Raw genomic sequence first — 13,630 nt, 5'->3', positions numbered from 1 at the left:
CGCTGCAATTGCCCGCAGCCATCTTTCGCTGCCATCATTCGCAGCCATCATTCTATGATTAGGCCGAAACCGCCTCGGCAAGGCTCATTCCTATTTGCCTTCAGTCCCGATAAAGGGCGATCCGCCGGGAATCCCGGACGCGGAGACCCCAAATGGCAGGGCTTTGCTGCTCGATTGCATATGTTGGCCAGCCTGGTGCGTCCAAAGAACACCAACCCGACACTCAGGGAATTGGTGCCCTCCCTCCTGCGATTACACTAGAGAGAGCGTCCTTCGTTCCAGGCGTAACCCTCACGAGAAGCCAGGTAGTAGTCCTTGCAGCATCTGCTCAGCAAATTGAACCCGCAGCAGCGGGAGGCGGTCGAGGCCGTCGATGGTCCGGTGCTCATTCTCGCCGGCGCGGGGTCGGGCAAGACCCGCGTCATCACGCACCGCATCGCCTACCTTATCGAGGAACGCAATGTCGCGCCGGATTCCATTCTGGCCGTGACCTTTACCAACAAGGCCGCCGCCGAAATGGCCGAGCGGGTCGACAAACTGCTCGCCCACGGATCGCTCGCCAAGCCCCAGCTCTCGACCTTTCACTCGTTCTGCGTCCGGCTGTTGCGGCGGGACATCGAGTCGCTCCGCATCGGCGGCGAGGGCCTCACCCGCACCTTCGCCATCTATGACGAATCCGATCAGCAGTCGCTGGTCAAGCAGGTCATGCGCCGCATGGGCCTGGATGACAAACAGCTCACCCCGCGGGTCGTGCTATCTCGCATCTCCTGGGCCAAGAACCACATGCTCGATCCGCAGGAGTACTACCTCGGCTCGGCCGACCCGACCAGTGAGAAAGTAGCGCACGTCTTCGAGGCCTACCGCAAGGAATTGCGCAAAGCCAACGCGCTCGATTTCGACGATCTACTGCTTGAAGCAGTGCGCGTCTTGAAGTCCTCTGCCGAGGTCTGCGAACGCTACAACCGCCGCTATCGCTATCTCCTCATCGACGAATATCAAGACACCAACCGCCCCCAATATGAGTTGATGAAGCTGCTCGCCGGCACGGGACAGAACGTCTGCGTCGTCGGCGACGAAGACCAGAGCATTTACTCCTGGCGCGGCGCCGACATCAAAAATATTCTTGAATTCGAAAAGGATTTCCCGAACGTCAAGACGGTTCGGCTGGAGCAGAACTACCGCTCTACTCAGATGATTCTCGAAGCCGCTGGCGCCGTCGTCTCGCGCAATGCCCAGCGCAAAGGCAAGCATCTCTGGACCGCCCGCCAGGGCGGTTCGCTCATCGGCTACTATGAAGCTCCAGATGGAGAAAACGAGGCCCTCTTCATCGCCGACCAGGTCAACAAATACCTACGTAAGGCCGGGCAGGAGAGCGACGGCTCGGGCGAACCACCCCGCGCCGCCGTTCTTTATCGCACCAATTCCCAGTCCCGCCTGGTCGAAGAAGCGCTGCGCCGCTACGGTATCAGCTACACCATGGTCGGCGGCTTCTCCTTTTACGATCGCTCCGAAATCAAGGACCTGCTCAGCTACCTCAAACTGGTCCAGAATACCGACGACTCGATCGCCCTGCAGCGAGTCATCAATACGCCCCCCCGCGGCATCGGCAAAACCACAATGGAGACGATCGAGCGGCTGGCGCTTGAGACCGGCACTAGTCTCTGGACAGCCACTGGTCAAGCCGTCAAAGGACGGTTGCTGCCGCAGCGGGCCCTGCTTGCGCTTGAGAACTTCCGCCGCCTGATTCAAGATGCGCGCGCCATGCTCGCTCCCGGATTCGACGAAAAGCTCGCCGCCGATCTGGCAAATCAGCCCGATCAGGAACTTTCAGAAGCAGCCGGCTCCGGCATGGAAGGAGAGCCGGCAAGCAGCCTGGAACAGGATCCGGCAGACGTCGATACCAGCTTTGATTTCGCCGACTTCGATGACGACGGCCAGGGACTGCTCGGCCTCGAGTCGTTCGGCGACGAGCTGAAAGTCGATGCCACCGAGTTCAATCCTTTTCTTGAAGTCGTCGATGAATCCGGATTTCAGGCGGCAAAAGGACCCACTCCGCTCGAACAAGCCTCGCTTGCCAGAGTTTCGGCCCAGAAGCTGGCCGCTCTCGCTACCTCGGACGATCGGCCAGCCTTTCGCAAGCCCGGCGACGCAGCGACCCTCCCCGAGATCATTCGTTTCCTGATCGATCGAACGGGATATATCCGTGCCTTGGAAGAAGAAGGAACACCCGAGTCGCTCTCCCGGATCGAAAACCTGAAGGAACTTGCCAATGCCGCTCAAGATGCCCAGGCGCGCGGCGAGACCCTGCATGAGTTCCTCGATCACGCCGCTTTGGTGAGCGACGTCGACAAATATGATCCAAGTTCACGAGTGACGCTGATGACCCTTCACGCAGCCAAAGGCCTCGAGTTTCCGCTGGTGCTGCTCGCCGGTATGGAGGAGGGATTGTTCCCGCATTCGCGCACACTCAATGCCCCCAACGAACTTGAAGAGGAGCGGCGGCTCTGCTACGTCGGAATGACCAGGGCGATGGACACTCTTCTCGTCACCCGCGCTCGCTATCGCCGGCGCTATGGCAACGATATGCCGGAGGCCAGCCTGCCTTCTCGCTTCCTCGAGGAAATTCCCGCCGAATTGATGGAAGACCTGAGCCCCGTCCGGGCACGCACCCAAAGTTGGAGTGGCGGACGAAGCGCCGACTGGAATAGCCGCGGCCGTTCGCCTTACGGCGATGACGATATGGAATCGGGCCGGCACTACAGCTACGAGGACGAAGACCAGAGCGCTCGAGCGTCCTCTTCAGCGGCTGCCGGGTCGCGCTACGGCGGCGGTTTCCCGGCCAAGCCAACAGGGAAGTCAGGCGCGCCCGCAGGATCGCTCGACAATATCGCCCAGTTCTTCTCGGCGAAGGGCAAATCAGGATACGCCCCGCGGCCCAAGCTCGAAGTACCTCCAGCCGAAGGCGCAACTGGATTCAAGAGCGGCGAACGCGTCCGCCACCCGAAATACGGCGATGGCGTCGTGTTCCGGACCGAGGGTGACGGGGATTTGACAAAGGTCACGGTGCAGTTCGCCAAGTTCGGCGTCAAAAAACTAGTGGAGAAGTTTGCCAACCTTGAAAAGGTCTAGAGAGGGTAGGATCGGATTTGCCCGTATGTGCGCAAATTTCTGCCAAACGTTTTATTAAAAAGAGTGTAGATGGGCAACAGCATACCTGGCTAAGCTTAATTTCTGCATGCTGGCATAGCGTATGATCAACGCTCCGGTGTACATGGGTCCGGCGATTCGACTCTGACAACCCCCCTCCAGACCCACTCGGTATCGCCGATAAGTCTAGGAGGATCCAAGCCCCATCTAGTGGCCCTGGAACTAAATACCCCAAGGAGGCATCCTAAGGGTATAATCCGAGCGGAAGGAGACCAACATGAGAATGCGAGATGGTGTCGTTAACATCGGCCGGGATGGTGTCGTAAACTAGAAATGGCAGGAGCCGCCTCCGGTTGGCTACAGCATCTCATTGTTTACCTCCACTCCAGCGCCTTCAACGAAGTCTGGTTCCAGAACCTCGTCCTTGCCGTTACAGCAGCCATCGCAATTTTTACTCTTCGCTCTTCTTCCCGCCACGAAAGACGCAGAGCGACAGTCGACGTTGTCTTAGACCAACTAAAAGACGACTCACTGGTAAAAGCCCGCCTGCTAGTTCGAAATCTCAAAAACTCACCCGGTGGCATCGACAGTCAAGCTATTTTGGTTCCCCCCGATTCCCCTCAGCAACAAGCGTTCTTCACTGTGCTGAACTCTTACGAATTCATAGCTACAGGGTTGAAGACTGGCGCATTCGACAAGAAGACCTACAAACGGATATACTACAACAACGTTCTCGACAACTGGGTCATTCTCGAGGATTTCGTGCTGCGCTATCGGGAGAAATACAGGAAAGAGCACGGTCCAGCGCTCGGTCATAAAGCAGACACTCTATTTCAAGACTTTGAGCATTTGGCCGAAAAGCGGCGGAAGCACCCCCTCAAGTCATTAAAATAGCGTTTGATCCAACGCATCTGCCGATATGGGACCAGCTCGGTCCGGGGTAAGCAGCAGCCAACTCCGCGTCTACCGCGCGAGTACGCCGCGCAATCGCTCCCACCACGCTGGTTCGCGAAGACCCTCGAGCATCCACAGGTGATAGCGGCTCTGCTCTGCGCTATATGCCAGGCTCTTCCCGTCCGGGGAGAGACTTAGGTGGAGACCCGGGCGCATGCTGGTGGCAGGTCTGGTGTCCTTGCCGAGTCGTTTGATCGTCGTTGTCTTTCCCGAAGTCGGATCCACGGAGAAGAAGTCGGCTTCGTCGTCGTCCGTGATGCCGTAGAGCACCTTGCTGTCCTTCGAAAAGACCAGCGACTGCGTCCGGAAGTTGCCCAGGAACTTGTCCGCCTTTCCCGTCGGACTCACCAGCTGCCAACCATCTTCGCCGCGATAAGTGATCCATTCCCCATCCGGGGACCAGCTAGGTAAATAGGCGGATCCGCCTCGTTTCAGGGCCACCGGAGTTTCCGCGCCACCGGTCTTCACCATCATCAGGAAGTTAGTCTCGCCTCCATCCGGAGACGCATTCTTCTCGCGGTAAACAAAGTTCCGTCCATCCGGCGACCAACTTCCCGCGAACTCATGAGCGGCTCCCGGTCGATCGGTGAGCCTGACCGGGGGTCCCCCAAGAAGCGACGATATCCAAAGATGGATCTCACCCGCCGAGTTTGCCCGCGAATAAATAATCCTGTCTCCAGAGGGAGAAAGCGCCGGATTCATGAATGCTCGCGTAGGACCATCGGAGAAATCGTCGCCCGTCACCACCGGCCTTCCTAGGTCATTCGCTCCCTTCACCCAAATTTCATAAGGACCATTCCGGTTCGTCACCCAGGCAAGCTTCGATTCCTTGAGCGCCCAGCTGGGCATCCCTTCTTCGCGGGTGGTGGAGACAATTCGTTCGAGGGCGCCATCGACAATTGAAAGGGAAAGAACGTCAAGCGAACGATCGTAAGTCGAAAACAAGAGACCGCCGCCATCCGGCCGAACCGCGGGCATGATCTCGTTGGTCACTCCCGAGGTCAGCTGCACCTCGCGTTTCGATTGCGTGTCCACCATCCAGAGGTGCTCTGGCGAACGGGTATCCGCGGCCTTCGACAAAATGATCTCCCGATTGTCCGGCATCCAGTCAAACGTCGGTCGAGCACCAAAGATACGGTGCGGAAGATGCACCGGCTGCACTGCTCTTCTTGCCGGATACGGGAGCAGCCATGCCTCTGCTTCCCGCTGATCGCCCGCCCGGATCAGCAACAGCTGTTTGCCATCCGGGGAAAAATGCAGCTGCGGATCGCCGCGCGATACCTTCACGACAAAAGGGTCTGGTGTGTATCTTCGTAACGCCGACCCTAGCGGATCGGAAACCGAAACGCTGTCCACGCCCGGAGAAATGGTGGCGAAGGTAGCGAAGACCCGGCCGTCCGGCGAAAGCGCGCACGCGATGCATCGCGCTTGCAGGATCGTCTCCGGATCCCCGCCCGTCACCGGTACTGACAGCAGAGTCACATCGCTCGTCTCGGCTGCCGTGCCGCGCAGCACCAGAAGGTGGCTGCGATCGTTCGACCATCCCAGCGGTCGCACTCCCCACGGTTCCTGGGTAAGCTGGACCGGCAACGGAGAGTTGAGATAGCGGAGAAATACCTGATCGCTGCCGTTGATCGGGCTGCTGTACGCGACCGCCTTACCGTCGGGCGACCACACTGGATTGGAGGCGTTCACGGCAAATGGAAGATACTGGTAGTGATTGCTCGCCTGCCCGGCCGGCATCAGCAGCCATGTGAAGATGGCTCCCCCAGCAAAGCACGCCGTCAGGGCAATCGCCAGTCTCCATCGCATATTCCCTTGCCGCAGCCGAGGTAAACGTTTTGAAACGCTGGAGGAGCTCTCGGGCGCCCGGTCGCGCAGATTCTTCAGATCGCGATAGAGATCGAGGGTCGAGTCATACCGCTGTTCAGGGGCTTTGCATAGACACCGGTCGATGATCCATCGCAGGGTTGTAGGCAGCTTCTCCTCAATGAACGGAGCCTCGTCGCGAACGATTGCGGCCATCGTCTCGACCGCGCTGTCTCGGGCAAACGCCTGCCGTCCCGAAGCCATTTCGTACAGGATCAGTCCAAAGGAAAATTGGTCCGAGCGATAATCCACCTCTCGTCCAATAGCCTGTTCAGGGCTGACGTAACTGGCGGTGCCAATCACCGCCCCTTCGGTGGTTGCATGCAAGGTGGACTCGGCGTCCGGAATGAAGGTCTCCTCCAGCCCCATCAGCATCGGCGAGGAACTCGAAGGACGCGCCTTCCGCACCAAACCGAAATCCAAAATTTTGGCCCGGCCGTCGCGCGCCACCATGATGTTTTCCGGCTTCAGGTCGCGGTGAACCACGCCGATGGCATGGGCTGCTGCTAGGCCGTCCGCCACCTGGGTCGCTATCTCCAGCATCTGCCGGTAGCCGAGCGGTTTTTCCTTGAGCAGCGAACGCAGCGACTCGCCCTCGACCAGTTCACTGACGATGTACTGTCGCCCCTCTTCTACCCGGAAGTCGTAGACGGTGACGATGTTTGGATGATTGAGTCCGGCGACCGCGCGGGCCTCGAGCTCGAACCGGCTTCGCCGTTCCGCGCTGGCGGCGGTCCCCTCGCGCAGGATCTTGATGGCCACGTCGCGCGTCAGACGGGAATCCCGGGCGCGATAAACTTCGCCCATGCCGCCGACTCCGAGAACCGATTTGATCTCGTACGGGCCCAACCGGGAATTTCCGGGCAGCGGCATCTCAGCTGTCCAAACCTGGAAGAATTCCGAACATTTTCACCCGAACCGGCGATTCTGCCAGTGGCCTAAGCCAAGACCAGCCTAATTCGCGGCTTCCGGCTTGACAAGCGAATTGCGCTCGCCCGCGGATGCCCCTGAATCAGTCGATTTCCAACGAATTTACTGGCTCGGTAGTTTAGTCTTAATAAAACTTCGCACCAGAAAAGATGCGGCGACTCACCCGCAACCGAGGACACATGGCAAACACGACCAAGATTGAAGACAAGGCCGAACGAAAGCAGTTGAAGCGCACCGCCCGCAAAAAAGCAGCCCCCAAGGCCCCGCGAACCGGCCCCCGTGGCGAGAACAAGCAGAAGCTGAAGAAAGCCAGCCGTGGTACCAGCAAGCGTTAGAGCAGAGTACGGCTACTAGAGTGCGAAGGACCTCCGCAGTAGGCTTTTTCAATAGGAAAAAGCCTACAAGCTACCTTCCGGCACATGACACCGCCCGTACTTCTGATCTAGAGCACCAGCGCCCTTTTAGGCAGCGCCTTACAATTCGATAGCAGGAGCCACACACCTGGCGAAACAACTCTTCGCGACCAAGTCGATCGACAAGCTGATCAGCGATTCGGAGTTGCCGGAACACGCGCTCAAAAAGACGCTGGGCCCAGTATCGCTGACCGCACTGGGCGTCGGCGCGGTCATTGGCTCTGGAATTTTCACGGTCATTGGGACCGCCATTGCCGGGGAGAAGTTCGATACCTCCTCCATTCTCAACACCCCGCTGCTCGACTTCCTTATTCATCACCAGGCCTTGATCGGCCGGCCAGGCGCTGGACCGGCAATCGCCGTCTCGATCGTGCTCGTCGCGCTGGTTTGCGCGTTGACTGGACTTTGCTATGCCGAACTGGCTTCCATGATCCCGATCGCCGGCAGCGCGTACACCTACACCTACGCAACCTTGGGTGAGCTCGTCGCCTGGATCATCGGATGGGACCTGATTCTCGAATACGCCGGAAGCAACATGACGGTGAGTGTCGGATTTGCCGCCCACATGGTCGATCTGCTTGACTGGTTTGGCCTCCACCCTCCCGCTACCTGGATCTCCCCTGCCTACTTGCCGACCGGCCTGCAGGACCTGCAAGGCAACGTCATCTACAACCCGGGATGGCATTTCGGCTTCAATATCCCTGCTTTCCTGATCGTCATGCTGATCACCGTGGTTCTGGTTCGGGGCATTCGCGAATCGGCGAAGGCCAACAACACAATGGTGATGTTGAAGATCGTGGCCATCCTGGCTTTCGTGATTGCAGGGGCCCATTTCATCAAGCCTGCCTACTACCACCCTTATTATCCGAACGGTTGGTCGGGCGTCCTCACCGGCGGCAGCATCATCTTTTTCACCTACATCGGCTTTGACTCCGTATCGACCGCCGCCGAGGAATGCAACCGTCCGCAGCGCGACTTGCCGATTGGCATCATCGCAACCCTGATCGTCTGTTCGCTGCTCTACGTCGCCGTCGCTGTTGTGCTTACCGGCCTGGTGCCGTGGCATTCGATGGTCGACGACGCGGCTCCGGTGGTGAATGCACTCAAGAAGCTTTCCCTTGCACCCGGAGGACATAGCCTGCACTGGGTCCGCCTGGTGGTCCTCTGCGGCGCCATGTTAGGAATGATTTCCTCCATCCTGGTCTTCCAGATGGGGCAGTCGCGGGTGTGGTTCGCGATGTCGCGGGACGGCCTGCTACCCGGGGTGTTCAGCCGCGTCCATTCGAATTTTCGCACTCCCGCCATCGCCACCTGGGTCGCCGGTTTCGTGGTCGGAATTCCCGGCGGCCTCTTCGACATCGGTACACTCGCCGACCTGTCGAACATCGGCACCCTCTTTGCCTTCGTGCTGGTTTCGATTGGGGTCTTGATTCTCCGCATCCGCGACCCCCAGCGCAAACGCAGCTTCCGCGTACCCGGCGGCCCCATCATCCCCGTTCTCAGCATCGTATTCTGCGGACTGTTGATGGCCGGTCTGCCAATCATTACCTGGTCGCGGTTCGTGATCTGGCTGGTCATTGGACTGGCGATTTACTTTGGTTACAGCCGGCACCGGAGCGAATTTGGTTCCAAGAATGCCCGGAACAGGGTGAACGGATGAATACCAGCATGATCGGCGGAACCACTCAGGTCTCTCGCGCCTGGCTGCGCCGCCTCCCTAAGGCCGAACTCCATCTTCATCTCGAAGGCACGGTCAGTCCCGAAACGCTGGTGGAGCTCAGCCGGCGCTCGTCGGCTGGCCAGGAGGCATCCGCGCTGAGTCTTGCCGAGGCCGAGGCCCTCTACCATTACACCGATTTCAGCGGCTTCATGCTCGCCTTTAAAGCCGTGACCGCGCGTCTGCGCACCCCTGAAGACTACGAGCTCATCACCTATCGAATGATGGCCCAGCTCGCCGCCCAGGGTGTCGTTCACGCCGAAGTTTACGTCTCGGTTGGCGTCATCTACTACTGGCGCAAGGCGGAGATCGATGCCGATCCCGGGACGTTCGACCGCATCTTTCGCGGCATGGAGTCCGGCCGGGTTCGCGGAGAACGCGACTTCGGCGTCAGCCTCTTCTGGATCTTCGACGCCGTCCGTCACTTCGGCGTCGAAGAAGCGGCCACCGTCTTTCGCAAAGCAGCCGCAATGCGTCCTCAGTTTCCGTCGATAGTCGGGATCGGCATCGGCGGCGATGAGCGGCGGACCGGCGCCGAACCCTTTCGTGACCTGTATGCCGAAGCCCGCGACGCCGGACTGCGCCTGACCGCCCATGCCGGGGAGACCGTCGGACCGGGAAGCATCTGGGCGGCCCTCAATATTGGCGCCGAGCGGATCGGCCACGGCCTCACCGCCATCGAAGATCCTGAGCTCATGGAAGTGCTCGCCGAGCGTCAAATTCCGATCGAGATCTGCATCTCCTCCAATCTCCGCACCGGCTGTTGCGTCCCCGCCATGATGCATCCCGTGCGCAGCTATTTCGACGCCGGCTTGATGATCACCCTCAACTCCGACGACCCCGCCATGTTCGAGAGCGATCTCGAGGCCGAATACCTCCTCGCTCAGCGCGAATTCGACTTTAGCCTTGAGCACCTCCGCGAGCTCGCCGCCAACTCCTTTGAGGCCAGCTTTCTGCCTCCGGAAGACAAGGTCAAGTACTTGCACCGGCTCGACGCGCTGCCCTGATCCGGGATCCGTCCGAAATGTTCCCATCACCAAACTTTGGAGTGTAGGCCAGACTTACCCTAGAGCCGGCGATTGAGAAGCTGCGTTATCATGACCATATGAAGCGCCAAGGACTTCGCCGTCTATGCCGGCTGAGAAAGAAGGCAGCTATGTCTCTCCCCGATTCCCTCTCCCTCGTGAAACGGGAGAACTCTCTGCCCTTCAAAACCATCGGTCTAGCCTCGGTAGCCGTAGGCGCAGCCGCACTCGGCATATACCTAGGCCGCGAGCTCCGCTCCCGCTATAAATTCAAGCGCCGTACGCCCTATGATCGCTTCTCCCACGCCGGCGATGAAGCTTTAGTAGGAGAATTCGGCATGGGAATCTAAGCATCCGGCTCCGAACATGTTTCTTGTCATCCTGGGCGATCTTCGTCCTGAGCGATGCTTGTCATCCTGAGTGATTCTTCATCCTGAGCCACTCTTGTCGCTCTGAGCCCCTCTTGGCGTCCTTAGCGATGCTTGTCATATTGGGGGATTCTTGTGATCCGGAGCCACTCTTGGCGTTCTGAGCGAATCTTGTCGTCCTGGGCGATTCTCGTGGTTCTGAACCACCCTTGTCATCCTGAGCGAATCTTGGCGTCCTGAGCGATTCTTGTCATCCTGAGCGTAGCGAAGGATCTGCGTTTTCAGCCTCTTCCACGCGGTTCGGCTTTATTCCCCAAGAGGGGTTTCGGCAACCTCAAGCCGAAACCCTCTTGGAAATATGGCGACGTCTCTAGTTCTTCCCCGCCAACTGCCGCAGAACATACTGCAGAATTCCCCCATTTTCGTAGTAGAGGATCTCCTGCGGAGTATCAATGCGCACCGTGGTCTGGAAAGACTTCTTGCTGCCATCCGGAGCCGTCGCTTCGACCGTCAGCACCCGCCCATTCGCAAACTTCGCATCCAGCAGGTCGCGAAGTCCGCTGAATTCGTAGACCTCTTCTCCCGCCAGAGCCAGGCTCGCGGCCGATTCCCCTTCACCGAACTGCAGCGGTAGGATGCCCATCCCCACCAGGTTCGACCGGTGAATGCGCTCGTAGCTTTCGGCGATCACCGCCCGCACTCCCAGCAGCTTCGGCCCCTTCGCCGCCCAGTCCCGCGACGATCCCGATCCATATTCCTTGCCCGCCAGGATCACCAGCGGCACTCCCCGCTCCGCGTACTTGACGCTCGCATCGAAAATGCTCATCCCTTCGCCTTCGGGCAGCAGCCGGGTCACGCCGCCTTCCGTTCCCGGAGCAAGCTTGTTCTTCAGCCGCACGTTGGCGAAGGTACCCCTCACCATCACTTCATGGTTGCCCCGCCGCGAGCCGTAAGAGTTGAAATCGGCCGGCTTCACCCCATGTTCCGTAAGGTATTTTCCCGCTGGCCCATTGAGCTTGATCGAGCCCGCCGGAGAGATATGGTCGGTCGTCACGCTATCGCCAAGTACCGCCAGCACCCGCGCGCCGTGAATGTCCTCTACCGCTTCCGCCGCCGCACTCATTCCATCGAAGTAGGGCGCCTTGCGAATGTAAGTCGAGTCCGGCTCCCATTCGTAAACTTCGCTGTGCGGGAACTTCAACGCCTGCCAGTTCGAGTCGCCGTCCGTCACCGTCGAGTATTCCTTGGTATACAGCTCCGGCTTCATCACGCTGGCGATCACGTCCGAGACTTCCTGCTGCGTCGGCCAAATGTCCTTGAGGTAAACCGAATCTCCATCCTTGCCCGTTCCCAGCGCATCGTGCTCGAAGTCGTGATCGATCCGTCCCGCCAGCGCATAAGCCACCACTAAAGGTGGCGACATCAGGTAGTTGGCGCGAACGTCCGAGCTGATCCGGCCCTCAAAGTTGCGATTGCCGCTCAGCACCGAAACCGCGACGAGCCCGTGATCGTCGATCGCCTTGGTGACGTCGGTCGGCAGCGGTCCAGAGTTGCCGATGCAGGTCGTGCATCCGTACCCAACCACATTGAAGCGCAGTTTATCCAGGTACGGCAGCAATCCCGCGTTCTGGTAATAGTCCGTGACCACCCGCGACCCGGGCGCCAGCGAAGTCTTCACCCACGGCGGCACCGAAAGACCTTTCTCGACAGCCTTCTTCGCCAGGATTCCAGCCGCCACCATCACCGAAGGGTTGGAGGTGTTGGTGCAGCTGGTAATCGCCGCAATCACGATCGAACCATGATCGAGATACTGGTCGACATCGACATGGAAACGCTCCTTCACGGTCGTGATCGGCCCCTTTTCGGGCTCGCCTTCCGGGCTCTCCAGATTGCCATTCAGCGACCGGTGCCCGCCTTCACTCTCCCAGCGAGTTACCTGCCGCTCGCCATTCTTATTGGCCGTCGGACCCAGCAGTGAAGGAAGCTGCTGCTTGAAGCTAGCGCCCGCATCCTTCAACAACACGCGGTCCTGCGGGCGTCTCGGCCCCGCCACGCTCGGCTGCACCGTCGATAAATCCAGTGCGATCGTCTGCGAGTATTCCGCTTCTTCCGCCTCCGGAGCATGAAAGAGCCCCTGCTCCTTGTAATAGGTCTCAACCAGTTGAATCTGTTCTTCGGGCCGCCCTGTCAGCCGAAGGTAGCGCAGCGTCTCCGCGTCCACTGGAAAGATCCCGCAGGTCGCCCCATATTCCGGCGCCATGTTGCCGATTGTCGCCCGGTCGGCCAGCGAAAGCTCGCTGATTCCCGCGCCATAAAACTCCACAAACTTGCCGACGACACCCAGCTTGCGCAGCATCTCGGTCACGGTCAGCACCAGGTCGGTCGCGGTCGCGCCTTCTTTGAGCTTTCCGCTCAGCTTGAACCCGACGACTTGTGGCAGCAGCATCGATACCGGCTGCCCGAGCATCGCCGCCTCGGCTTCGATTCCGCCCACGCCCCAGCCGAGAACGCCCAGGCCATTAATCATCGTCGTGTGCGAATCCGTTCCGACCAGCGTATCTGGATACGCCCGCTGCTTGCCGCCAATCTCCGTCGTGAACACAACTCGCGCCAGATACTCGAGATTCACCTGGTGGCAGATGCCCATGCCCGGAGGCACCGCGGAGAAATTCCGGAATGCCGACTGCCCCCACTTCAGGAACGCATAGCGCTCCCGGTTGCGCTGGAATTCAAGCGCCGCGTTGATGTCATAGGAGCCCTTCGTGCCATACTCATCCACCTGCACCGAATGGTCGATGACCAGCTCCGCCGGCTGCAGCGGGTTGATCTTCTCCGGGTCGCCGCCCAGCTGCTTCATCGCATCCCGCATCGCCGCCAGATCCACGATCGCCGGCACCCCGGTAAAGTCCTGCATCAGCACCCGGGCTGGCATATAGGCAATCTCCCGCGATGGCGTAGCTTTAGGGTCCCAATTCGCCAGAAACTGAATGTCCTCGGCGGTGACCGATTTACCATCCTCATGACGAAGCAGGTTCTCAAGCAAAATGCGAAGGCTATAAGGAAGCCGATTGAGCTTCACCCCTTTTGCCGCAAGTGCCTGCAGACGGAAGATCTCATAAGTGCGACTGCCGGACTTCAATTCCGATTGACTATCAAAGCTATTCATCTTAGTCCTTCCTTGGCGAGGCCCTCATTCCCGGAGTGGCT

8 protein-coding genes are annotated in these 13,630 nt (G+C 59.3%); 6 read left to right on the top strand and 2 right to left on the bottom strand.

Features of this window, described 5'->3' with window-relative positions; genetic code table 11:
* Nucleotides 1–315 precede the first annotated feature (315 nt).
* Both ACPOL_RS11065 and ACPOL_RS11060 read left to right on the top strand, forming a co-directional pair.
* A complete protein-coding gene (locus ACPOL_RS11065) occupies nt 316–3,129 on the top strand; it encodes an ATP-dependent helicase (RefSeq protein ID WP_114207119.1) in 2,814 nt (937 codons plus the stop codon).
* Nucleotides 3,130–3,480: 351 nt separating this feature from the next.
* Nucleotides 3,481–4,041 (top strand): DUF4760 domain-containing protein, encoded by a 561-nt coding sequence (locus tag ACPOL_RS11060; protein WP_114207118.1) that lies wholly within the window; start codon nt 3,481–3,483, stop codon nt 4,039–4,041.
* Nucleotides 4,042–4,110: 69 nt separating this feature from the next.
* Here the strand turns inward: ACPOL_RS11060 and ACPOL_RS11055 are convergent, their stop codons facing one another.
* A complete protein-coding gene (locus ACPOL_RS11055) occupies nt 4,111–6,843 on the bottom strand; it encodes a protein kinase domain-containing protein (RefSeq protein WP_114207117.1) in 2,733 nt (910 codons plus the stop codon).
* Between the two features lie 236 nt (nt 6,844–7,079).
* Here ACPOL_RS11055 and ACPOL_RS34030 point away from each other — a divergent pair, with 236 nt between their 5' ends.
* The 4 genes from ACPOL_RS34030 to ACPOL_RS11040 all read left to right on the top strand — a co-directional run bounded on the left by ACPOL_RS34030 (nt 7,080) and on the right by ACPOL_RS11040 (nt 10,405).
* Nucleotides 7,080–7,235 (top strand): hypothetical protein, encoded by a 156-nt coding sequence (locus tag ACPOL_RS34030; protein WP_201759162.1) that lies wholly within the window; start codon nt 7,080–7,082, stop codon nt 7,233–7,235.
* A 223-nt stretch (nt 7,236–7,458) separates the two neighbouring features.
* Nucleotides 7,459–8,973 (top strand): amino acid permease, encoded by a 1,515-nt coding sequence (locus ACPOL_RS11050; protein WP_236657400.1) that lies wholly within the window; start codon nt 7,459–7,461, stop codon nt 8,971–8,973.
* Between the two features lie 8 nt (nt 8,974–8,981).
* Entirely contained in the window at nt 8,982–10,037 is a 1,056-nt protein-coding gene (gene add / locus ACPOL_RS11045) for an adenosine deaminase (RefSeq protein ID WP_114210765.1), read from the top strand.
* A gap of 149 nt (nt 10,038–10,186) precedes the next feature.
* On the top strand, nt 10,187–10,405 hold the full coding sequence (locus ACPOL_RS11040) for a hypothetical protein (protein WP_114207115.1): 219 nt from the start codon (nt 10,187–10,189) through the stop codon (nt 10,403–10,405).
* Between the two features lie 388 nt (nt 10,406–10,793).
* Here ACPOL_RS11040 and acnA read toward each other — a convergent pair whose 3' ends face one another.
* Nucleotides 10,794–13,589 (bottom strand): aconitate hydratase AcnA, encoded by a 2,796-nt coding sequence (gene acnA, locus ACPOL_RS11035; RefSeq protein ID WP_114207114.1) that lies wholly within the window; start codon nt 13,587–13,589, stop codon nt 10,794–10,796.
* Nucleotides 13,590–13,630: the final 41 nt, after the last annotated feature.

This window comes from Acidisarcina polymorpha (genome assembly GCF_003330725.1).
GTDB classification, from domain to species: Bacteria; Acidobacteriota; Terriglobia; order Terriglobales; family Acidobacteriaceae; genus Acidisarcina; species Acidisarcina polymorpha.
The sequence above is the reverse complement of the archived record's forward strand: the minus strand, read 5'-3'. Positions and strand labels throughout refer to the sequence as shown.

Coding starts and splice junctions, on each gene's coding strand:
- ACPOL_RS11060 (WP_114207118.1), top strand. CDS start 3,481: ATGGCAGGAGCCGCCTCCGGTTGGCTACAGCATCTCATTGTTTACCTC.
- ACPOL_RS11055 (WP_114207117.1), bottom strand. CDS start 6,843: ATGCCGCTGCCCGGAAATTCCCGGTTGGGCCCGTACGAGATCAAATCG.
- ACPOL_RS34030 (WP_201759162.1), top strand. CDS start 7,080: ATGGCAAACACGACCAAGATTGAAGACAAGGCCGAACGAAAGCAGTTG.
- add (WP_114210765.1), top strand. CDS start 8,982: ATGATCGGCGGAACCACTCAGGTCTCTCGCGCCTGGCTGCGCCGCCTC.
- ACPOL_RS11040 (WP_114207115.1), top strand. CDS start 10,187: ATGTCTCTCCCCGATTCCCTCTCCCTCGTGAAACGGGAGAACTCTCTG.
- acnA (WP_114207114.1), bottom strand. CDS start 13,589: ATGAATAGCTTTGATAGTCAATCGGAATTGAAGTCCGGCAGTCGCACT.